We start from the raw sequence: 22,331 nt of genomic DNA, 5'->3' as shown, positions 1-22,331 counted from the left end.
CACGTATAATTCATACTACTTATATCTAGATATAACCAATCATAACTTAAAAGGGTGATGAAATGACTAAATTCATGAAAAACAGTAGTATTCTGTGTCTGGTTCTGATGATTTCTCTTATGGCTACTGCCTGTGGATCTTCGAAAGATACAAGCACACAAACAAGTGACGTCCCTGCACAAAAGGTAGATCTAACGATCTCTGCTGCTGCGAGCTTAACAAATGCATTACAAGATATTCAAAAGGCGTATGAATCTACATATCCTAACATTAAACTCAACTTTAATTTTGCTGCTTCAGGTGCGCTACAACAGCAAATTGAACAAGGAGCTCCGGTGGATCTATTCATTTCCGCAGCTAAGAAGAATTTACAGGCACTCGTAGATAAACAACTAATCCAAGAAGATAAATCTATGAATCTATTAACTAACGAACTGGTAGTTGTTGTTCCTACTGAAGGAAAAGTGGTAATCAGCCATGTTAGCGACTTATCTCATGAGGATGTAACTAAGGTCGCAGTAGGTATTCCAGAGAGCGTACCGGCTGGTAATTATGCCAAAGAAGCATTAACTAAATCTAACTTATGGGATACGCTACAATCGAAGATCGTACAAGCGAAAGATGTGCGTCAAGTCCTTCAATACGTTGAGACAGGAAATGTCGATGCAGGTTTTGTGTATCAGACCGATGCGCTAACTTCAGATAAAGTAAAGGTTATTGTGACCGTAGACCCTACTACTTACACTACGATTGAGTACCCCATGGGCATTGTCTCCGCAACGAAACATCTTGAAGAAACGGAAGCCTTTTATGCCTTTCTTCAATCAGAAGTAGCCTTAAATATTTTCATCAAATATGGGTTCTCCGTGCCTAAATGAACATGCTGGATATAGATTGGCATCAGTTCTGGATTCCCATTCGATTATCGTTACAGATCGCATTTCTCTCAAGTATCGTAACCATTGTGCTCGGTGTCGTCGTTGCTTGGTGGATGACTAAGAGACACTTCAGAGGGAAGATTTGGCTCGAAACGTTGTTTATGCTCCCCCTTGTTCTTCCCCCAACGGTCGTTGGCTTTCTTCTACTAATTCTATTTGGAAGAAAGAGCTGGCTTGGACAAGCCATCGAATGGTTCTTCACAGCGCCTATCATATTCTCATGGTGGGCTGCCGTGATTGCGGCAATTGTCGTTTCTTTTCCCCTTGTATATCAGACGATGAAAGTTGGACTCGCTTCTATTGAAAAAGACTTAGAGGAAGCTAGTCGCTCGATGGGTGCAAATGAATGGCAGGTATTTCGTTATATTACACTCCCATTAGCATCGAGATCACTGGTGTCCGCTTATATTCTTGGATTCGCACGAGGTCTAGGTGAATTCGGGGCAACACTAATGATTGCCGGAAATATCCCTGGCAAGACGCAAACCATCCCTACAGCCATTTATGTAGCCGTGGATTCCGGCAATACACATATGGCATGGGCATGGACGCTCACGATGATTCTCATTTCTTTCTTACTGTTATTAATGACTGGTCGAAGAAAGCAATAATCTCTAATCCCATATAAAAAAGCATGCCAAATCCAATAGGATCTTCCGGCATGCTTTTTCATTTATATATCACTTGAACAAACGTTATTTATTTAAGGTTTCAATAAACAATTTCAAGAAAGCCTCGCTATCTACTTCGATACACACATTCATATTAGGTGATTTCCCCCAGCTATTATGGAAGTCACAGACCGTCTGCCCGTCACATAACCGGCTCGTTGTCTCGATATCCACGTGATATGCTTTTGTCGTCACTAGACCACTATAAAGTGCAATACCTACAGCAAGTGGATCATGAAGAAGACTTGCACGAGTGGTATCATAGACTCTTGCATGCCGATTCATGTAATCGTTCAAGCTTTGCGCTACATAATCCTTAATTGCAGGATTTGTGAGTTGAGCAATATGGTCATCAGTAAATAGCACCTTACTTGTAACATCTAAACCAACCATCGTTAGCTTCTTGAAACCTGCTTGGAATACAATTCGAGCCGCTTCTGGATCGGCAAACATATTGAACTCTGCCGTAGGGGTAATATTCCCACTCACACTGACTGCCCCACCCATGAATACAACTTCATCCACGAGTTCAGGAAGTTCCGCACATTTGCGTATTGCCAATGCCAGATTCGTAAGAGGTCCCGTCATAATGAGTGTTATGATACCTGGATTTTCTTTCACGGTCTGAATAATGAAATCCGGTGCAAAACCATCTTCAGGTTTAATAGATGGTGTCTTATCTTTCAACGCTCCACCTAATCCATCCACCCCATGCACATCATGTTCATATCTTGGTTCACGTATAACGGGATGGACGGCACCTTGTATAACTGGAATATCCTGCGCATGAATTAGCTCAAGAATTTTACACGTATTTAATGTCGCAGTCTGGATAGAAATATTTCCGCTAACCGTTGTAATTCCCGCGATATCCGCAATCCCGCTTTTTACAGCAAGCATAATGCCTAATGCATCATCGATACCAGTGTCTACATCTAATATAATCTTGCGCATCGTATGTTTGTCTCCTATCATTTAAGAATTCTTGTTAGACAAGAATACGTGTCTTTGTAAACAAAGTAAAGTTACATTCATACGTCGTTCCAATGGACTTCTCTACAAAATACATAATCGCATCCTCACTGTATCGCTATTTCTCACGCATGATAACCCCTTGAACGGGATACTCTACAAATGTGTCTAACAAAAAGCATTAATAAGGAGGAAATTCATTGGAACATCAGACGGAAGATCAGGTCCGAAATAAAGAGAATAAAGATGGAGATTCTCTTGCCGAAAGAAAGAAAATGGAGAATGGCGTCGATATTGAACCCCAAGCAGATGAGTGGGCTGCAAGACCTGTAAATCATGTTGAAACAGAGTGCAAGACTAACTAATGTTCTCATTATTGACAAAAACCACCACGATTTGGGAGGGACCTCTCTCAATTAAAGAGGATCTCCATTCGTGGTGGTCTTCTATATTTCAATCATCTAGACTGTCTCTACAATTCCTCTAGATTAGTACTCAATCATCCATCTAATTCTCGTTACATACTATGATTGGCTTCGTTCTTCTTGCTGCTCAATCTGAGTATATTTCCCAGGCCAGAATGCAAAACGTCCACACAATGTTGTAATCGCCGGTACTAGGAATGGACGCACAACGAATGTATCTAACAGAATACCTATTGCCGTAACGATTCCAAATTGAACTAATACTTGAATCGGTAAGGACGCTAATACAGCAAACGTTCCTGCTAAGATAATCCCCGCAGAAGTAATAACTGAACTCGTCTCGCCGACGCCCTCTTTAATCGCTTGCTTCAGAGGCATGGTTCTGCTCTTCTTCCAGATGCTAGAAATCATGAAGATGTTATAGTCTTCACCAAGAGCTACTAGGAATACAAAGGAGTATAGAGGAATTGCACCTTGTATAGAATCTGCACCAAGAACGTAGTGAATAATGATCCATCCTAAGCCAAGTGCTGAGAAATAAGATAAGATCACCGTTGCCACCAAATAAATGGTCGCTACAATAGAGCGTAGATAGATCAGTAATAATAATGTAATTAGACCAATGACTACAGGTATGACAACTCGTGTATCTCGATCATTTGTCACTTTCGTATCGTACTGAGTAGCCGTCTGGCCGCTGATCCATACTTTATCCGTTGAAGCACTAATACCTGAATCTTTCAGGTATTTCTCAGCTACCAAGCGTAAATCCGGAATATGTTTCATAGCTTCCATCGAATATGGATTCATACTCAACTCTACATCGTATCCAACGATGGTCGGATTCTGTGCTCCTTGTTCAGCTTCTGATACCTTAGCCACGTAAGGCAATGCGGCTAGCTGCTCACCCAAAGAACCTGTCTTACCTTCTGTATCTACCATGATCTTGACAGGAGCTAGTTCCCCTGGTGAGAACTGTTCACCTATGCGGTCAAAACCTTCCCTTGAAGCCATATCCTTCGGAAAAGATGATAACAGATCGTATGTTGACTTCACTTGAGTTGAAAAAGTAGCTAAACCTCCGAGTAATACGAGCGCTAATATGACAATCGTCCATGGCTTATTAACAACCAAGCGACCTATTTTACTCTCTTGATTAGCTTTAGGAGTAGGAACTGGTTTCCCCTTCTTAACGGCATGTTCTACTTCCATTTCATGTGTACGTGGAATAAATGGATAGAACGAAGTACGACCTAAAATAGCCAATATTGCAGGTACTAACGTTAAGCTCGCGATACCCATGATTAGAATGGAGACACTAAACGGTACAGCGAAACGATGATACGCACCATACTTAGCCAACAGAAGTGCGAACAAAGCTAGAACGACCGTAAATCCACTCATAGCAATAGCACCTGAAGAATCCGTAATGGATTTGAACAATGCCTTCCCCTTATCCTCTTCATGTTTAAGCACATGACGGTAATGGGAGATGAGGAATAGACAATAATCGGTTCCTGCACCGAACAATAATACCGTCATAATCGATATCGCTTGACCATCAACGACAATCCAACCCTTATCTGCCATGAACCCAAGAATAGGGCTAGTCACACCATAAGCAAATCCAACGGCAACCAATGGAATTAATGCAAGAATAGGTGAACGATAAATAAGAAGCAAGATTACTAATACTAATAGTACTGTTCCTAACATCAGCTTAAAGTCTGCGTTCTTGAATAATCCAGTTGCATCAATGGAAATACCAACCGGACCGGTGACACGCGCGCTTAGCTTACTTCCATCATCTTGTTTTACAGCAAATGGGTCAGTACCCATCTCATCCTTCGTCTGTGCCTTAAGTTCCTCGACACCTTCCTTTAATTGATCACTATCCATCCCTTTACTGAACACTACTGGTGTAACTAAGGTGCTCTGATCTTCTGAAAGGAGCGCCTTCACCGCAGGAATTGGCATCTTATCAAATGGTGGAACGAACTCTTGATGTGATACGGGATTAGCTCCCCACTTGGCAAATAATTGTTGCACCTGTGTAATATCCTCGTCTGTCATACCACCCTCACGGTGCCACACAAGAAGAGCAGGAATCCCTGATCCACTTGGAAATTCTCGATTTGCAATTTGCTCAGCTTGAACAGAAGCAACATCATCATTCAAGTTGGGCGAATTGTTAATCTCTTTACTGCCAACACTAGGCCAAACTATCGTAAGAACACCTACAACCACTATCCAGACTAAAAGTGTAATCCATTTACTTCGTTTACCTGCAACCCATCTGCCAAGTCCAGCCTTTTCTTTCATTATGATCCTCCTTGAACCCTTTACTATAAAGAAGTGTAATGTATAACGGGTCAGTGTATAATATTAAGTATAAATACAATTATATATACCGGAAGGTTAATTATCAATTTAATTTTTAAAATAACCGAATTATATTTAATTTCATCCACTTGGAGGATATAACATACATGACTAATCCACCTAATAACAATACTCGCTTACCAGGTCGCCCGAAACGGTCGGAAGAGGAATTACCAATAGATCAATTGATTTTACGTATCGCATCCAACCTATTCATGGAGAATGGTTATGAAGCCATATCCTTACAACAGATTGCCAAAGCATGTGGCGTAACCAAAGCATCTATTTATTATCATTTTGAGAGTAAAGCTCAACTATTCACAGCATCTGTGACATCAATGACCGGTATGGCAAGAATGCATACGAAACGCATCATGGAACAAGACGGCCCATTATTAGATCGATTACGCGAATTAGCCCAAGTGAAATTGGCTAGACCTCACGGTGACTTTGAGACCATTATGCGTGAAGCAAGAGCGTCGCTCTCTCCTGAACAAATTAAGACCATTATGGCTTCTGAGGAAGCTATAAATGATGTGCTCATTCACAGCTTCCAACAATCGATGGACCAAGGAGAAATTCGTATCGGTGATCCGCTATTTCTCGCCCACACCTTCTATTCACTTCTGATGGTGGGAAACCGGGAGATATCAGCAGACTACAACCTTTCTCCTACCCATTTAGCCCATAAAATTATGGATTTATTCTGGCATGGCGTTGTCCCAACGTGATAATGTAATTCACACATATTTATATGATTACCCTTACTTTTCCTATTACTTTTCGCTCGATGTGAACCTGTAGAGTAGGCATGCATATGTTATATAAGCCTATGAGATAAGGGAGCGGATTACGGAAATGTTATCACATTATGATCAAGCAAGATCGGCAGCACAAACACAACTGGTTCGAGATCTTATGAAAACCTTAAATGGTGAATACCATGCTATTACCTGCTACGAGAAGCTAGCTGCTTTGGCCCCTACAGAAGAAGTTAAGAGGAAGATTTCGGAAATACGTCAAGATGAGATCAGACATTTCCAGCATTTCTCCCATCTTTACACCCGTTTAACAGGTTGTTTGCCTGCTCCCAAATTAACCGAAGCTTGTGCAACAGAATATCGAGCAGGTGTATTAGCTTCATTTACAGATGAACAAAACACGGTCGAATATTACCTCAAGGTCTCAGATCAGGTACGCGATAACTACGTAAAAGATTTATTTAGACGTACAGCTGCTGATGAACAGAATCATGCTGTTTGGTTTTTATCTTTTTTGCATTAACAAAAAGGAGTACGCACTGGTAATCAGTGCGTACTCCTTTTTGTTATTTTCACATGTAATTACACTGCATCATCGATTGATTCAGAGAATTGACTGTTATACAGGTCCGCATAGAATCCACCCTGCTTCAGTAAATCCTCATGGTTACCCTTTTCAATAACGCTACCCTGATTCATAACTAGAATAAGATCGGCATCACGAATCGTAGACAATCTATGCGCAATGACGAAGCTTGTTCTACCTTTCATCAATTCATTCATCGCTTTCTGAATGTAGATTTCTGTACGTGTATCTACACTACTGGTTGCTTCGTCTAGAATAAGAATCGAAGGATTCGCTAGAATAGCTCGCGCGATGGTTAGAAGCTGTTTCTGACCTTGAGATATATTCGAAGCCTCTTCATTCAAAATGGTACTATAACCATCCGGAAGCGTTCGAATGAAATGATCCGCATGGGCTGCCTTAGAGGCATTAATGATCTCTTCTTCCGTAGACCCTTCACGGCCATAAGCAATATTGTCTCTAATCGTACCATTAAAGAGCCAAGTATCTTGAAGAACCATCCCGAACTTGCTGCGAAGATCCCCACGCTTCATATCCGCAATATTCACGCCATCGATCTTGATCGCACCATCATTTAACTCATAGAAACGCATTAGCAGATTAATGAGTGTCGTCTTCCCTGCTCCCGTCGGCCCAACAATGGCGATCGTCTGTCCGGGGGACACATCAATATTCATATCTTCAATGAGTATGGCATCTTCCTTGTATCCAAACTTAACATGTTCGAATTGAACTGCTCCTTGTGGGTATTGAATCGTCTTGGCATTCTGAATTTCTGGCACTTCCTCTTCCTCATCCAAGAGTTCAAATACACGTTCAGCAGATGCTATTGTTGATTGAATAACGTTCGCAATGTTAGCTGTTTGAGCAATCGGCATTGAGAATTGTCTTGTGTATTGAATAAAAGCTTGCACATCCCCGATGCTGATTCTCCCGTTCGTGACAAATATTCCACCAACGACACATACTAATACGTAACCGATATTACTAACAAAACTCATTAAAGGCATAATCAACCCGGAAAGGAACTGAGCTTTCCATCCGGAGTGGTACAATTTATCATTAATTTCGTCGAAATCTTTCATCGATTGTTCTTCACGACCGAATGCCTTCACAATTTTATGTCCTGTGTACATTTCCTCGACATGTCCGTTCAGATCGCCGAGAGACTTTTGTTGTCCCTTGAAATACTTCTGGGACCGACTAGCTACGCCCTTAACAACAAGAATACTTAGGGGCAAAGTAATAATCGTAATAAGTGTCAGCCATGGACTGATTGTGAGCATCATGACAATGACCCCAACAATGGTAACCACGGATGTAATAAGCTGCGTTATACTCTGTTGCAACGTTGTGCTGATATTGTCGACATCATTCGTCGCACGACTCAGAATCTCACCATGCGTCTTGGAATCGAAATACTTAAGCGGTAACCTAGATAACTTGCTATTAATTTGCGTACGCATATCCAGTACGACCTTCTGAGCAACTCCTGCCATCAAATATTGTTGCACATATCCGAATAACGCACTGATGATATAGAATCCTATCAAGATCAGCAAGATCTGCGTGATATAATCAAAATCAATTTTAGCGCCTGGCACACCTTTTGACATTGCTATAATACCTTCAAATAATTTAGTTGTCGCTTTCCCCAATATTTTGGGGCTCACGATACTAAATAGCGTACTTAGTATCGCCATCAATAGTATGAATAACAATGTGATTTTACGAGGCTTAAGATATTGAGTTAATCTTTTTAAAGATCCCTTGAAATTCTTTGCCTTCTCGCCAGGCATCACCATCCCCGGTCCACCTGGTCCATGTCCTTTTCCCATTCCTGAGCTAGACTGCTTGTTCTCACTCATGCGCTTTCCTCCTCTGACAACTGTGAGGATACAATCTCACGATATACATCACAGGTATCCATCAACTCTCGGTGTTTGCCTATTCCGACGATACCACCATCATCCAACACGATAATTCGATCCGCATCCATTACTGTACTTACTCTCTGAGCTACTAACAGCACAGTGGCATTCGCAGTAACCTCTTTCATTGCTGCACGAAGCTTAGAATCGGTCTTGAAATCAAGAGCTGAGAAGCTATCGTCAAATACATAGACTTCTGGATCTCTAACTAATGCACGAGCAATGGATAGTCTCTGTTTCTGTCCGCCAGAGATATTACTACCACCTTGTGCGATGTCGGACTCAAATCCGTCTTTCATATTCGATATAAACTCCGTTGCCTGTGCTATTTCAGCAGCACGCTGGATTTCTTCATCACTAGCATCTTCCTTACCATAACGAATATTCTCAGCTATAGTCCCTGTGAAGAGTACTGATTTCTGAGGAACGAAGCCAATCTTCGCTCTTAATTGTTCCTGTGATAGTTCTCGTACATCCACATCATCGATAAGTACTCTTCCGCTACCTACATCGTAGAAACGTGGGATAAGACTAAGAAGCGTTGATTTACCTGATCCCGTTCCTCCAATAATTGCCGTTGTCTCACCCGGCCTTGCATCAAAGGAAATATTAGCGATCGCTGGTTGTTCTGCGCCAGGATAATGGAAGGTAACATTCTCAAATGAAAGGTAACCACGTTGACCATTATCTTGTCTAGGTTGTGCTGGATCTTTAATTTCCGGTACCATGTTTAATACCTCATTAATGCGAGTTGCGGAAGCAGAAGCTCTTGGAACGATAACAAAAATAACAGAAACCATAATAAGAGAGAACATAATTTGCGCAGCGTATTGAATAAATGCCATTAATGAACCTACTTGCATCTCACCATTACTTATACGAATTCCACCGAACCAAACAATGGCAATCGTTGCGAAGTTCATAACAAGCATCATGATTGGCATCATCGCTGCCATAATTTTATTTACTTTAATAGCTGTGTTTGTTAGGTCAACATTGGCATCGTTGAAGCGCTTTGTCTCATGCTCCGTACGATTGAACGAGCGAATGACTCGCATACCTGTAAGATTCTCCCGTAATACACGATTCAGTGTATCTAACTTTACTTGCATTGCTTTAAATAGTGGGAGTCCCTTAAGCGCTATAATCGCAATCGCACCAACGAGTACCGGAATAACAACAACGATAACAAGTGATAATTTGGCATCTTTATTTACGGCCATAATGATACCACCGATACACATCATCGGAGCGCTTATCATCATACGAAGAAGCATAATTAGCACCTGTTGCACTTGGTTAATATCATTCGTGGTCCGAGTGATTAATGAGGCTGTGCCAATCTTATCGAACTCCTGTAGTGAGAAATTCTGTACATGATTGAACATCTTACTCCGTAATCGTTGACCGAATCCTACAGCAACACGGGAGGAGAAATAGCTAGCTCCTATAGAGCATATAGCCCCTATACCTGCTATCAGTAACATGATGCCACCTATTTGCCAAATATAAGGAATATCACCTTCCACAATTCCTTTATCTACAATATCCGCCATCAATGTTGGTAGATATAGATCTGATAACGATTGTATAAATACCAGAATGAGTACCACTGCGATTGGAAGCCGATAAGGTCTCAAATTTTTAAATAATTTCAACATAGGTTATTCTTCCCCACTTTCTGTCTGACGCAAATCTCTCTGCTCATAATATTGACAAACTTTGATGAGTAAATCCGCCAGTTGATTACTTTCTTCTTCTCCTAAGAATTGAATTAATCCATTAAAAGAAGCTTCTGTAAGAGATAACGCCTCTTGAATAACCACTTCGCCTTGCTTACTTAGCTTAATTCGAACGGCTCTACGGTCTTCCTGATCCATTGTTCGTTCAATGAACCCCTTAGCATCCAGTTCCTTAAGTAACTGAGTAACGGTAGGAGAAGTAACCCCCAAGATTTCACTGATTTCGGATACTCTTAAGCCTGCTGTATTAGGCTCTTTTCTCTTTTGTAAACAAAACATTAGCATTACTTCACTTGGTTTAATACCCTTAATAGCACTATGGCTATATCCTGCTTTATTGAATCTCTTAATAGCTATGAATAATTTCTCTGCATTTAAATTCTCCATGACGATAAGCGCTTCTCCCCTAGTAAACCTGAATTAGTTAGGTTACCTATGTATTATAATCCCCCTCAAAAACATATGTCAAATGTTGCATACATGTTCAAATAAGAATATGATATGTACCTTTTATTCTCCCTTATTAAGACTAATTTCCATAAGGATTTTTTGTGTGAACTGAATCCATTCCTGTGCGGCAAAAGACTGATACCGATCTTTGCGCCAAATCATGCCGAGTTGCCATGGAATGGATGGATTAACGAGAGGAACGATATGAATCCGCGACGCATCAACTTCACGACAAATGGTCTCAGGTAGAAGCGCGATACCCAAGTTGGCTGCTACCATCCCACTAATTAAGTCCCATTGCGAGCTTTCATAGACAACATGTGGCTGGAACCCTGCACGAACGCACTCAGAAATAATTCGATCATGCAGTGCGAAATCTTCACTGAACAATACGAATAACTCCTCTTCAAGTTCTAACAAGGACACGCTCTCTCTCTTCGCCAATGTATGTGTTGGGTGCACTAGTAGCTTTAGATTCTCCTGTGCAAAAGAAAATGAATGAAATAACGCATCATTCGTTGGTAATACCGTCACACCAATATCTAACAGTCCGCTCTCCACGTCGAGTTCTACTTTCTTAGCACCATCCTCAAACAGTTGTATCGAAACGTCAGGGTACTGTTGATGGAACTGCCCGATGACTTCCGGAAAGAAACTAGAACCAATCATAGGCGGTAGTCCGATACGAATATGACCTTTTCGAAGATTCTGTAAATCCTGTAGCTCTGAAGAAAGGTTCTGAAATGAATTCACAATGTGTTGCCCCTGTTCGAACATGATCTTTCCAGCATCCGTTAATTCGATCTTTTTGCTAGATCTGTCGAACAAGACAATATCCAGTTCCTCCTCGATATTCTTGATCGTCTTACTTATCGTTGGCTGCGTTATATATAGAAATTCAGCTGCTTTCGTAAAACTGCGATGACGAGCAACTTCCATGAAATATTGCAAATGTCGGATGTCCAATCTAATCATTTCTCCCTTCGTACTTATCATAGACAAAATGCATGTTATGCATTCTTTATATTCATTTTACCTATGAAAATAATTGATGTAAAATTTTCATACAGAATGAAAGGGAGTTGCAACATCATGAATTTAATAAAAGGAACCCTTCAAGTAGCCGCTTTAATGCTGTTCTCCATGCTCATGAATCAGATTACAAGTTGGCTTCATATACCCGTACCAGGAAGCATCGTGGGGATTGTCGTAATATTTATCTTATTGGAGACACACATTATTCGCCTTGAGTGGATTGATATCGGAGCCAAATGGTTACTCGCTGAACTACTTCTCCTCTTCGTACCCGCCGCAGTCGGCGTAATGAAATACATTCCAATGCTTCAAACAGATGGCATACGTATCCTTATTGTTGTCTTGATCAGCACGTTTATTGTCATGGTAAGCACAGGACTTATGGCAACCAGAATTTCAAAGAAAAAGGAGAAACGAGCAGCATGATGATCGGATTGTTCTACCTAAGCTTAACTCTTGGGGTATATTACTCGGCCAAAAAAATCTATCAGAAATGGTCGAAAGTATATCTTTCTCCACTATTAATAACGCCTGTCATACTCGTTGTCTTCTTACTATCAGTAGGTGTTCCATATGAATCTTATAACTCTGGCGGCCAATGGCTCAGTGATTTACTGCAACCTGCAACTGTAGCATTTGCCGTGCCTCTATATAAGCATTTCAAGGTATTAAAAAAGCACGCTGTTGAGATTATCGCAAGCGTACTGTTTGGTTCCATTGTAGCGATGGTCTCATCCGTATTTCTTGCCAAATGGATGCATTTGAGCAACTCTCTTGTGACTAGCCTTATGCCACGCTCCATCACAACACCTATTGCGATTAACGTGTCACAAGTCATCGGTGGCGTTCCCAATATAACGGCGGTATTCGTTATTCTTACAGGTCTGTTCGGCACGATTATCGGACCTTCCGTATTGCGAATATTCCATATTGATAATGAGGTAGCACGAGGTGTACTTCTCGGTACTAGCGCCCACGGTATGGGTACGTCTAAGGCATTTGAGATGAGCGCACTAAGCGGTACTATTTCCAGTGTCTCCATGATTCTGGCTGCTCTCTTCACCCTTGGAATGGCACCTACGATGATGAATATACTTATACATTAGTATTGAATCTTCACTGTTTTACCCAGCGTTGCAGATTCTAATGCCGCACAGGTTACAAGTTGCGTCTTGAAGGCATCCGCATAATCAGAACGTATCCGTGATGTATCTCCCGAACGAATCGCATAGATGAACGCTTCACTCTCCAGCCTATAAGGATTCGTAGGGTCGGTATATTCGGTACTAACCTGTGGTGTCATAACCTTCAATCGACTTGGATTCCAATCCAGTACCCCTTCGCCTGTATAGAATGTGATCCCAGTCTGATCCATGTTACCCGGTAGTACACAAGTGTTAGATATGCTAGCAATTACCCCGCTCGATAGCTTCAACGTCACTGTACCCACATCGGGTACGCTTACATAATCATGTTGTTCGTGCATAACACGGCTTCCATACATTGCATAGACCTCTTCAACATCACCCAAACAATATCGTAGAATATCGACAATATGCGTAGTCTGTTCTATGAATTGTCCACCAGATCCTTCCTGCTGTCTCCACCATGCAACGCCCGGCATGCTCCCCATCCATTGTCCCACAGCCATACCAACTTGTTGCTCACTGAGTAATTGTTTCATTTGAGCTACGGTTGCTTTGTATCGGAAGTGATATCCAACAGAAGTTAGTAATGATTTAGCTTCAATCTGTCTTAATAAGCGCCGCGGCAACTCGGTATCTGTCCCAATTGGTTTTTCTACTAGAAAGGGAATTCCCCTATCAATCAAGAGCTCCTCAATTTCTCCATGTGCCATCGGTGGCACGCAGATATACACAGCATCTAGCTTCTCAGCTTCTAGCATATCCTTAACATGACCATAGCCAGCAGCGCCGTAACGTCTAGCCATTTGATCTCCCTTTTCCAGACTACTACCACATATAGCTTGTAGTACGACATCATCTAAAGTGACAAGATGATCCGCATGGACTTGACTAAACCAACCTGTTCCAATGATTCCAATACGTAATGGCTGCATAATGGCTCCCCCTTCTTAAATCACTATCATAATTATAATACTATCCCTTCCACTCCTCAGGTAATAAATCTTGATATTGGCGCTGCGTGAATCGATCGTCGACCAACATTAGAATACCTGTATCTTGTTCCGAGCGAATGAGTCTCCCACCCGCTTGCTGAACTTTATTCATACCTGGGAATACATAAGCATAGTTATATCCATTCTTGCCGATCCCATTGAAATAGTCCTTAATTAAGTCTCGCTCCATGCCTATCTGAGGTAATCCAACCCCCACAATAGCTACACCATTCAACCGATCTCCCTGTAGATCTATACCTTCAGAGAAAATACCTCCCAACACAGCAAATCCGATGAATGTCTCTGAATTATCCGATCGAAAGGACGCTAAGAACGCCTCCCTCTCCTCTTCGGTCATACCCTGACCTTGCACAATCGTGCGCAGATCAGCATTGTCCGACATAAATGACTCATATATATCATACAAATATTGATACGAAGGGAAGAAGATCAGATAATTCCCTTTCTTTTCTCGTACCATCTGACTCAACAAGCGCACTAATGCATCTTTGGTCTTCTCTCGATCCCGATACCTCGTAGAGAGGGGCTCAATTCGTACATCTAATTGTTCTCTATGGAATGGAGAAGGTACAGTCACACTGTAATCGTCTTCTCCTGCACCCAACATGTCTCGATAATAGTGAAGAGGAGATAGGGTAGCGGAAAAGAATATCGTAGATCGAAATCCCTTACTTGCATGCGCGAGCAGGGTAGAAGGGTCCATGCAGAACATTTTGATCATGACACTATTTCTAGTAACCTCCGCATAGGTCACATACCGCTCATCATATAATTTGGATATACGAATCATGTTTTGTGAAGCGAAATAGGTATCTAATAACAATGGGCGCGACTCTAGTTCTACATTTGCATTCCCTTGAAGTTCTCGTTCTGCCTCTTGCACAAACAGGTCCAACAGAGAGATAAGTTCTTCAGGAGATTCCATCCATAACTTACGCTTACCCTCGCCGCATTCTTTTTTTAGACGGATGAAATATTGATTCACGGCACGAGATGTTTCATGAATACGATCATTCTTACCTTTATAGCCTCTCTGAAGCTCCAGAAATTCAGTCTTTCCAATGTCGCTTGAGAACATCTCTCTACCTCGATCAACCAAGTTGTGAGCTTCATCCACAAGTAATACAGTCTTCTTCTTCCGTTCTTGAAATAGTCGCTTTAGAGATACTCGAGGATCAAAAATGTAGTTGTAATCACAAATGATCACATCTGCCGCATAGGCTACATCTAATGAGAACTCAAAGGGACACAGCTGATGCTTTTGCGCATATTGCTCAATCACATGCCTGTTCATCAAGGTCTCACTCGACAGCATATCCATGATTGCCCCGTTAAGACGGTCGTAATATCCATCTGCAAAAGGGCAGTCTTCCTTCCGACATGAGACTTTTTCTTGAAAACACACTTTATCTTTAGCCGTCAACGTCACAGTTTGTACACATAATCCCTTAGATTGCATCAACTCAAATGCTTGTTCTGCAGCGGTTCGAGTCGTCGTTCTAGCCGTAAGATAAAAGATTTGCTGAAGCAATCCTTCTCCTATTGCCTTCACAGATGGGAATAATGTTGATAGCGTTTTCCCAATCCCTGTAGGTGCCTTTGCAAACAACTTTTGCTCTTCATTTATCGTCTGATATACTGCCCCTGCAAGTTTTCTCTGTCCCTCACGATAGGTGTCAAATGGGAACGGGAGTGATTGTATACTTTCATCTCTACGGCTAGCATTACGAATCCTTAAGGCAGCATAAGGTGCATATCTGCTCACAATCTCCATTACGACGGACTCCAATTCTGCAAAGGAAAGCTCTCTTCTGAACCTTTTTTCCTCACTCGTAACAACCTGAATATATGTTAACTGAATCTTCATTTGACCAAGTCCCTGTTCTTTCGCTACCATATAAGCATACAGTTGCGCTTGAGCCCAGTGAACGACGTGACCTTCTTCCATATGTGAAATGTCCGAAGAGGTCGATTTGATCTCATCCACCATCCAACCATTATCTACTTGGATTAGACCATCACATCTACCCTCGATGACATAGACCGTATCCTCGTATAGAATTTCTGTCTTGAGGGATACTTCTTTCAAATCACCCTCTTTATACATTTTCTGCACTTGTTGATGAATCCTAGTTCCTTCGTGAAGCGCAGCAGCAGTACGGAATCCAGATTCGATGTCTCCGCTGCGAAAAACATATTCGACCAAAGGTCGAACAGATACCTTCACTTGTCTGTCTTCGTTGTTGGGTACGACCAATAAGATCACCTGTTCCCATGTATTTGCTATATCATATCACGATTTCCTCTATATCATCAGAGGTTTTTATCAAGCCAATAAAATAAAATATATGTCAAGCTAGTGTATTAATGTGTTGAAGTGGTACTGAAAAAGTGTATAATTCTTAAAAACAGAGAAAAAGTTTAATAGAGGAGAGATTGTTATATGACATTCCTACATGTGAATGAACCAAGTGAAGTAACAGCTAAAGAGTATGTGAACGGGGTATTTGAAACGGTTCAAAAGCGTAATCCGAATGAAGAAGAATTTCATCAAGCTGTAAAAGAAATTCTTGACTCTCTTGTGCCAGTTATCGCTAAACAACCAAAGTACATGAAAGCTGGTATTCTTGAAAGATTAGTAGAACCAGAAAGACTTATTATGTTCCGAGTGCCTTGGGTTGATGATCAAGGACAAGTAAGAGTTAACCGTGGGTATCGCGTACAGTTCAATAGTGCAATCGGTCCTTATAAAGGCGGACTACGTTTCCATCCATCCGTTAACGCTAGTATTATCAAATTCCTAGGATTTGAACAAATTCTTAAAAACTCACTTACTGGTCTACCCATCGGTGGAGGTAAAGGTGGATCTGACTTTGATCCGAAAGAGAAATCAGATGATGAAGTCATGAGATTTACACAAAGCTTCATGACAGAACTTTGTAAATATATTGGTCCAGATGCTGATGTACCTGCTGGTGATATTGGTGTTGGAGCTCGCGAAATCGGATTCTTGTTCGGACAATACAAAAGAATCCAAGGCGGGAACCAAGCAGGCGTTCTTACAGGTAAAGGTATTGCTTACGGTGGTAGCTTAGCACGTCCAGAAGCAACAGGTTACGGTACTGTTTATTTCGTAAATGAAATGCTTCAAGCTCAAAACCTTACTCTAAATGGTAGTACTGTAGTTGTATCTGGTTCCGGAAACGTAGCAATCTACGCAATCCAGAAGGCAGTTCAACTCGGAGCAACGGTTGTTGCGTGTAGTGACTCTAACGGATATGTCTACGATCCTAGTGGTATCAATTATGAAACGGTACAAAGACTTAAAGAAGTGGAAAGAAAACGCATCAGTGACTATGTTAAAGAACATCCTACTGCTACTTACCACGAAGGTTGTCAGAATATCTGGTCCATTCCTTGTGATATCGCACTTCCATGTGCTACACAGAATGAGATCGATGAAGATGCAGCTAAATTGCTCGTGAAGAATGGTGTTAAAGCCGTTGCAGAAGGTGCTAACATGCCATCTACTTTAGCAGCTATCGATGTATTCTTAGAGAATGGTATTCTGTTCGGACCTGCTAAAGCTGCAAATGCTGGTGGCGTAGCCGTATCTGCTCTTGAGATGTCACAGAATAGTATGAGACTTGCTTGGACGTTTGAAGAAGTCGATGAGAAGTTACACCAGATTATGATTAATATTTATAATAGTAGTGCGGAAGCGGCTGAAACTTATGGCTATCCTGGAAACCTTGTTGTTGGCGCTAATATCGCTGGATTCATTAAGGTTGCCGATGCTATGTTGGCTCACGGCGTGATCTAATTTACTTATACTTGATGAGGCATCTTACATACCAGCTTTAGTTGGTATGTAAGGTGCCTTATTTGTGTATTCGCTCATTCCAAACGCTTCAGGTTCACTTTAACTCAGGTTATTACTTCTACCTAAGCCTACTGTCTGTCAACTGGAACTGATTCATCAATTGCAACAGAGACTTCGTAATCGATTCCACATGATCTGATGTACTGCGTACATGCATCATGTCATTCTGCAAATCATGAACGGTGTGTTCTACTTCACTCGATAATTGTCGGTTCTCAATACTTACTGCGGCAATCTTCTCCATTAAAGCAACTACTTCGTCAACGAGTTCTGTCTTTCTTATATCATGACTACCCGCGTTATATAAGATTTCTTTAGCAATTGCGACAATTTCCGTACCTTCTATAACCGATTGGGTTCCTTCATCCATAGACTGAAATGCAACCCCCACTTGTCTACTAATCCTATCCATAATATCTTTGATTTGAGTAATTGAACCATTCGTTAGTTCCGATAACTTACGAATCTCACCAGCTACGACAGCAAATCCCCTTCCCTGTTCTCCTGCCCGGGCTGCTTCGATGGACGCATTCAATGAGAGCAAGTGAGTCTGTGAAGATATCTCCTCTATCGCTCGAAGAAGATGGCTGATGTTCTGAGTCGTATCCATGAAGTCCCTAATCGTTCGATTACTCTCATCAACCTTAACTTGGATTTGTTGCATCTTCTCACCAATATTCTCTACTTCTTCTTGCGCTATTGCAATTTGTTGTGAAGCTGACTGCTCTAGCTCCCGAAGCGTTGCACTCATAAGAAGAGAGACGTCCTTAGCCTCATCTATGTCCTTCAACTGGCTACGTATGCCGCGGATCATCAATAGAATCCTTCGACTAACTCGCTCTGTAGATACTTCTGTAGAGGACGTAGATTCATCTAGGAGCAATTGGCTCTGTTGCACATCAGATGCAGCCTCCCTCACCTGAATCATAATTCCCTCAAGTGAATCAATCATGTTATTAATCCACTTCGCAAGATCTCTTGTCTCATCATTCGAGAATTCTTGAATAGGCAGACGTTGAGTCAAGTCGCCCTTCCCTTCAGCATTCATACGAATAAATTGATTCACACGTCTCAAATGACTTACAGGCTTACTCACCCGACGTTCCATCATATTGAGAATTGTATATCCAAATATAAGATTTACAAAGCCTGCTACACCTGCTCCGACAAGTAACGGTACGTTATTGGATAATAGAATAAACATCAGAATATTGAGAATCACACCAAATACAGTTGCCATTAGATTGGTTTTCTTTATTTGCCAACGCATACTCCGAATTCTGTATACTTCTTCCAAGTCACCCTCACACATCATGCCCCATACATCAGGACAGTGAGGTAGTTGAAAAGTTACTCCTTTACCTATGACAGGTATGTGCCTATAATCTGAATATCCAGGAAATTCTACAAACAGATTACTTCCGTTATTAATCGTGTTAGCGACACCAGGATGAAGCTCCCCTGTTGCAGGATCTTTGAAGATTAACTCCAATTCCGTGTGATGCTTCACTTGAACGATACCATAATCCGTTCTTACGCCTTCTTTCAGGTTATCTCCATGTGTAAAGGTGACATCTTCAAACCGGCTACGCGATAACGCAGTTCCTGGTATAATATGTTTATTCAATACGGGTCTCGCCATAAATATATAATTATCGCCTGAATCGGGATATACATGACCTGACTCCCTTTGAATTAGATCTCCGAGAACGTCATTGGGAACTCGTCCGCAAAGTGCACCCTTCCATATCCCCTGTTCAACAATAGGTAGAATATAGAGTAGAGTCATTTCATCATGAAATTTCGAAGTACTTGGTCCAATATCCAACGTTAAGGCATCCGCATAAGGGCCGAATAGACACTTCTGATTCAAGTGTGACTGTTGTAGAGCTGTATCAATGGCATGTTTATCCGTGTAAGAAAACCCAACATGACTAGGATAGGTGGAGAACGTTACTTTCTGATCTTGATTCAATAAGAAAAGTTCTGAAAAGGCCACTCCACGCTTATGGGATGCTGTAAATATCCGAGCTAATCGATCTGTGCTATCTGCAATATTCTCAGATTGAACGCCATTCGCACTCATCTGGAAAAGCAAAAGATCGAGATAAGACCAATATTCTTCTGCCCAATTGTGTAAAATATGCATCCGCGTGTGGGCGATACCTTCAAAAATATCTTCTACCTCATCCTTTAAATGGTCATTTAAACGATATGACCACCACAATGGAAACCCCGTCTTAAAACCTAACCATTGAAACATGTCTCCACCCCCAAAACATAACATTGAGTGTTATATTATTTAACTCAACCTTTTGTATTTGGTAATTTTACCTAATTACATCCTATAAATCCACACATTAAGACACATTTAATTTGCACTAAAATACCCTAAAACCTGGTTTTGACTTCTTATGTGAGCAAGAGCATAATTAAATGTATTCTATTCTTTTCATAATGTATTCATATACATTCATATATTCATATGGGAAGGACGTCATTCATTTGTCTTGGTCATCTATAAAGAGGCTTTTAAAGAAGCCTTTCGTTCTATTCACTATCATTCTATTACTTAAAGGTTATTTAGCTTGGGCTGTTACCTTTGGAGAGGTACTTCCTTGGAAGGTATTAATTACAGAGATTCCATTCATATGGCTACTATTCAGTCTCGTGGAGTGGTTTGCAAGTAAGCGCAAATTAACATGGTATATGATCATTAATCTACTTGTAACTGCCATATTCTTCGCTGTCATTATGTATTATAAGTATTATGGAGTTATTGTAACCTACCATGCCTTAGAGCAAGTGAATCAGGTGACCGCTGTAAGCAATAGTGTTTTCTCACTACTTGCCCCCTATTATTTGTTTATTTTTACGGATATTATTCTCTTCTTCATACTTTCCTTTCGACATACCAAGTTTAAGCAATGGAAACGTCATATCGCTCATAAAGGAAGTAGACGTGCCGTATCGTTGTTATTCATCTTTTCATTAATCGTCTGCCTCTTCAATGTGCTTCCGAATCGTGCAAGCATGAATGAAATTACTCAAGCTCAAGAGATGGGTATACTCAGCTATGAGGCCTACACTATTTTTTCAAAAGACAAGACAGAATTGGTTCCTAAGGATGAGATCTCGCAACAATCTATTGATCAATTAAAAGGAACTACCGTTCCCGTTAACCCTGCCTTCTCGCAGGCTGCGAAAGACAAGAACATTATTATTATTCAATTAGAATCATTTCAGAATTTCTTGATTAATCTAAAGATTGATGGACAAGAAATTACACCTAATATGAACAAATTAGCGAATAGCAATTTTTACTTTCCTAACTTCTATCAACAGGTAGGGCAAGGAAATACATCCGATGCAGAGTTTGTTGTGAATACTTCTTTCTATATCCCATCCATTGGAGCTGCAACACAGAACTACCCTGACAAGCAGTTGCCGAGTCTTCCTAAATTATTGAAGCAACACGGATATCAGAGTGCAACATTCCATACGAATAATGTGGAGTTCTGGAATCGAAGAGAATTATACAGCGCCCTAGGATTCGACAAATATTATGCTCAACCATTCTTCGAAGATGAAGACGTTGTGTTCTTCGGATCCACAGATGAAGTCCTGTATAAAAAGACCGCAGTGAAACTACAAGAAATGGATCAACAACCTGAGCCATTCTATGCTCAAGTCATTTCTATGACTGCACATCATCCTTTCACGATTCCAGAAGACAAATATAAAATGACATTACCAGAGCGTTATGAAGGAACCTTCGTAGGAGACTACATTCGTGCTCAGAATTACGCGGATTATGCGCTTGGATTGTTCATAGAAGACCTGAAGAAGAACGGTGTATGGGATAATAGCCTTATTGTTACTTACGGAGATCATATGGGTCTACCAATGTATTCTCTAGAACGTAAAGATGAGCAATTGATGAAGGAAATTTACGGACATGAATATAGCTACAAAGATATGCTTAACATTCCACTCGTTATAAGTGGGCCTGGAATTACCTCCCCTAGCGTTTTTGAACAGCTCGGTGGACAGGTCGATATCTTGCCAACGATAGCTAATCTGGCTGGAGCGTCACTTGATTCTCAGATTCATTTCGGGCAAGATTTATTGAATCAGAACACTAATATACTCCCTCAGAGATACTATCTCCCTACTGGCTCTTTCCTGAGTACCAAAGCTTTATTTCTCTCAGGTAGTGGATATGAGGACGGAACCCATTATCCTCTTGCTGGATATGAAGACAGTAGCGGCAGCGCAACGAAAGCTGAATATGAACAAGCACTCCAATTGCTCCACCTATCTGATAGTTATGTTAATCAGTTACCAGATCGAAAAAAGAACTAATTCGTTAGCTCATCCTTAAGAGGGTGTCC

General features: G+C 41.1%; 18 protein-coding genes. 9 read left to right on the top strand and 9 right to left on the bottom strand.

What is annotated here, in order from left to right:
• The first annotated feature begins 62 nt into the window (after window positions 1-62).
• Window positions 63-878, top strand: coding sequence for a molybdate ABC transporter substrate-binding protein (gene modA, locus PBAT_RS05200; protein WP_068647213.1), 816 nt, complete (start codon window positions 63-65; stop codon window positions 876-878).
• Entirely contained in the window at window positions 875-1,549 is a 675-nt protein-coding gene (gene modB / locus PBAT_RS05195; RefSeq protein ID WP_068647211.1) for a molybdate ABC transporter permease subunit, read from the top strand. Before modA ends, modB begins: the two co-directional genes overlap by 4 nt.
• 84 nt (window positions 1,550-1,633) lie before the next feature.
• Here the strand turns inward: modB and PBAT_RS05190 are convergent, their stop codons facing one another.
• Window positions 1,634-2,563 carry a nucleoside hydrolase gene (locus PBAT_RS05190; protein WP_068647208.1) on the bottom strand — a complete coding sequence of 310 codons (930 nt, stop codon included), beginning with the start codon at window positions 2,561-2,563 and terminating at the stop codon, window positions 1,634-1,636.
• 218 nt (window positions 2,564-2,781) lie between these two features.
• Between PBAT_RS05190 and PBAT_RS25520 the strand changes: the two genes are divergently transcribed.
• Window positions 2,782-2,946 (top strand): hypothetical protein, encoded by a 165-nt coding sequence (locus tag PBAT_RS25520; protein ID WP_169810080.1) that lies wholly within the window; start codon window positions 2,782-2,784, stop codon window positions 2,944-2,946.
• A gap of 159 nt (window positions 2,947-3,105) precedes the next feature.
• Here PBAT_RS25520 and PBAT_RS05185 read toward each other — a convergent pair whose 3' ends face one another.
• Window positions 3,106-5,328: an MMPL family transporter gene (locus PBAT_RS05185; RefSeq protein ID WP_068647206.1), complete on the bottom strand. Its 2,223-nt coding sequence runs from the start codon at window positions 5,326-5,328 to the stop codon at window positions 3,106-3,108.
• Between the two features lie 167 nt (window positions 5,329-5,495).
• On the opposite strand from PBAT_RS05185, the gene PBAT_RS05180 reads away from it, so the two are divergent.
• Both PBAT_RS05180 and PBAT_RS05175 read left to right on the top strand, forming a co-directional pair.
• Window positions 5,496-6,119, top strand: coding sequence for a TetR/AcrR family transcriptional regulator (locus PBAT_RS05180; protein ID WP_084402837.1), 624 nt, complete (start codon window positions 5,496-5,498; stop codon window positions 6,117-6,119).
• Between the two features lie 127 nt (window positions 6,120-6,246).
• On the top strand, window positions 6,247-6,672 hold the full coding sequence (locus PBAT_RS05175; RefSeq protein ID WP_068647204.1) for a ferritin-like domain-containing protein: 426 nt from the start codon (window positions 6,247-6,249) through the stop codon (window positions 6,670-6,672).
• Between the two features lie 59 nt (window positions 6,673-6,731).
• Here PBAT_RS05175 and PBAT_RS05170 read toward each other — a convergent pair whose 3' ends face one another.
• From PBAT_RS05170 to cidR, 4 genes are all read right to left on the bottom strand, one after another.
• Entirely contained in the window at window positions 6,732-8,603 is a 1,872-nt protein-coding gene (locus PBAT_RS05170; RefSeq protein ID WP_068647202.1) for an ABC transporter ATP-binding protein, read from the bottom strand.
• Complete coding sequence (locus PBAT_RS05165; RefSeq protein WP_068647200.1) at window positions 8,600-10,327, bottom strand: ABC transporter ATP-binding protein; 1,728 nt, start codon at window positions 10,325-10,327, stop codon at window positions 8,600-8,602. Before PBAT_RS05165 ends, PBAT_RS05170 begins: the two co-directional genes overlap by 4 nt.
• Window positions 10,328-10,330: 3 nt before the next feature.
• The gene (locus tag PBAT_RS05160) at window positions 10,331-10,795 is read right to left on the bottom strand and encodes a MarR family winged helix-turn-helix transcriptional regulator (protein WP_068647198.1); all 465 of its coding nucleotides are present in this window, start codon (window positions 10,793-10,795) and stop codon (window positions 10,331-10,333) included.
• 123 nt (window positions 10,796-10,918) lie between these two features.
• Window positions 10,919-11,824, bottom strand: a complete 906-nt coding sequence (cidR, locus tag PBAT_RS05155) for a cidABC operon transcriptional activator CidR (protein WP_188016992.1) — start codon at window positions 11,822-11,824, stop codon at window positions 10,919-10,921.
• 126 nt (window positions 11,825-11,950) lie between these two features.
• Between cidR and PBAT_RS05150 the strand changes: the two genes are divergently transcribed.
• Both PBAT_RS05150 and PBAT_RS05145 read left to right on the top strand, forming a co-directional pair.
• Window positions 11,951-12,319 (top strand): CidA/LrgA family holin-like protein, encoded by a 369-nt coding sequence (locus PBAT_RS05150; RefSeq protein ID WP_420848730.1) that lies wholly within the window; start codon window positions 11,951-11,953, stop codon window positions 12,317-12,319.
• Entirely contained in the window at window positions 12,319-12,999 is a 681-nt protein-coding gene (locus PBAT_RS05145; protein WP_068647436.1) for a CidB/LrgB family autolysis modulator, read from the top strand. The genes PBAT_RS05150 and PBAT_RS05145 overlap by 1 nt, the downstream gene beginning before the upstream one ends.
• Here PBAT_RS05145 and PBAT_RS05140 read toward each other — a convergent pair.
• On the bottom strand, window positions 12,996-13,973 hold the full coding sequence (locus PBAT_RS05140) for a Gfo/Idh/MocA family protein (protein ID WP_068647196.1): 978 nt from the start codon (window positions 13,971-13,973) through the stop codon (window positions 12,996-12,998). The genes PBAT_RS05145 and PBAT_RS05140 overlap by 4 nt on opposite strands.
• Before the next feature lie 40 nt (window positions 13,974-14,013).
• On the bottom strand, window positions 14,014-16,320 hold the full coding sequence (locus PBAT_RS05135) for a helicase C-terminal domain-containing protein (protein ID WP_248912405.1): 2,307 nt from the start codon (window positions 16,318-16,320) through the stop codon (window positions 14,014-14,016).
• Between the two features lie 177 nt (window positions 16,321-16,497).
• Here PBAT_RS05135 and gdhA point away from each other — a divergent pair, with 177 nt between their 5' ends.
• On the top strand, window positions 16,498-17,877 hold the full coding sequence (gene gdhA / locus PBAT_RS05130) for an NADP-specific glutamate dehydrogenase (protein WP_068647195.1): 1,380 nt from the start codon (window positions 16,498-16,500) through the stop codon (window positions 17,875-17,877).
• A gap of 118 nt (window positions 17,878-17,995) precedes the next feature.
• Here the strand turns inward: gdhA and PBAT_RS05125 are convergent, their stop codons facing one another.
• Window positions 17,996-20,200, bottom strand: a complete 2,205-nt coding sequence (locus PBAT_RS05125; protein WP_068647193.1) for a methyl-accepting chemotaxis protein — start codon at window positions 20,198-20,200, stop codon at window positions 17,996-17,998.
• 194 nt (window positions 20,201-20,394) lie between these two features.
• Here PBAT_RS05125 and PBAT_RS05120 point away from each other — a divergent pair, with 194 nt between their 5' ends.
• The gene (locus tag PBAT_RS05120) at window positions 20,395-22,302 is read left to right on the top strand and encodes an LTA synthase family protein (RefSeq protein ID WP_084402848.1); all 1,908 of its coding nucleotides are present in this window, start codon (window positions 20,395-20,397) and stop codon (window positions 22,300-22,302) included.
• Window positions 22,303-22,331: the final 29 nt, after the last annotated feature.

Origin of the sequence: Paenibacillus antarcticus (genome assembly GCF_001637225.1) — a bacterium.
Lineage (GTDB): Bacteria > Bacillota > Bacilli > Paenibacillales > Paenibacillaceae > Paenibacillus_AQ > Paenibacillus_AQ antarcticus.
The sequence above is the reverse complement of the archived record's forward strand: the minus strand, read 5'-3'. Positions and strand labels throughout refer to the sequence as shown.

Excerpts from the sequence above, each read along its gene's own strand:
- modA (WP_068647213.1), top strand. The coding sequence starts at position 63 with ATGACTAAATTCATGAAAAACAGTAGTATTCTGTGTCTGGTTCTGATG.
- modB (WP_068647211.1), top strand. The coding sequence starts at position 875 with ATGAACATGCTGGATATAGATTGGCATCAGTTCTGGATTCCCATTCGA.
- PBAT_RS05190 (WP_068647208.1), bottom strand. The coding sequence starts at position 2,563 with ATGCGCAAGATTATATTAGATGTAGACACTGGTATCGATGATGCATTA.
- PBAT_RS05185 (WP_068647206.1), bottom strand. The coding sequence starts at position 5,328 with ATGAAAGAAAAGGCTGGACTTGGCAGATGGGTTGCAGGTAAACGAAGT.
- PBAT_RS05180 (WP_084402837.1), top strand. The coding sequence starts at position 5,496 with ATGACTAATCCACCTAATAACAATACTCGCTTACCAGGTCGCCCGAAA.
- PBAT_RS05175 (WP_068647204.1), top strand. The coding sequence starts at position 6,247 with ATGTTATCACATTATGATCAAGCAAGATCGGCAGCACAAACACAACTG.
- PBAT_RS05170 (WP_068647202.1), bottom strand. The coding sequence starts at position 8,603 with ATGAGTGAGAACAAGCAGTCTAGCTCAGGAATGGGAAAAGGACATGGA.
- PBAT_RS05165 (WP_068647200.1), bottom strand. The coding sequence starts at position 10,327 with ATGTTGAAATTATTTAAAAATTTGAGACCTTATCGGCTTCCAATCGCA.
- PBAT_RS05160 (WP_068647198.1), bottom strand. The coding sequence starts at position 10,795 with ATGGAGAATTTAAATGCAGAGAAATTATTCATAGCTATTAAGAGATTC.
- PBAT_RS05150 (WP_420848730.1), top strand. The coding sequence starts at position 11,951 with ATGAATTTAATAAAAGGAACCCTTCAAGTAGCCGCTTTAATGCTGTTC.
- PBAT_RS05145 (WP_068647436.1), top strand. The coding sequence starts at position 12,319 with ATGATCGGATTGTTCTACCTAAGCTTAACTCTTGGGGTATATTACTCG.
- PBAT_RS05140 (WP_068647196.1), bottom strand. The coding sequence starts at position 13,973 with ATGCAGCCATTACGTATTGGAATCATTGGAACAGGTTGGTTTAGTCAA.
- gdhA (WP_068647195.1), top strand. The coding sequence starts at position 16,498 with ATGACATTCCTACATGTGAATGAACCAAGTGAAGTAACAGCTAAAGAG.
- PBAT_RS05125 (WP_068647193.1), bottom strand. The coding sequence starts at position 20,200 with ATGTTTCAATGGTTAGGTTTTAAGACGGGGTTTCCATTGTGGTGGTCA.
- PBAT_RS05120 (WP_084402848.1), top strand. The coding sequence starts at position 20,395 with ATGTATTCATATACATTCATATATTCATATGGGAAGGACGTCATTCAT.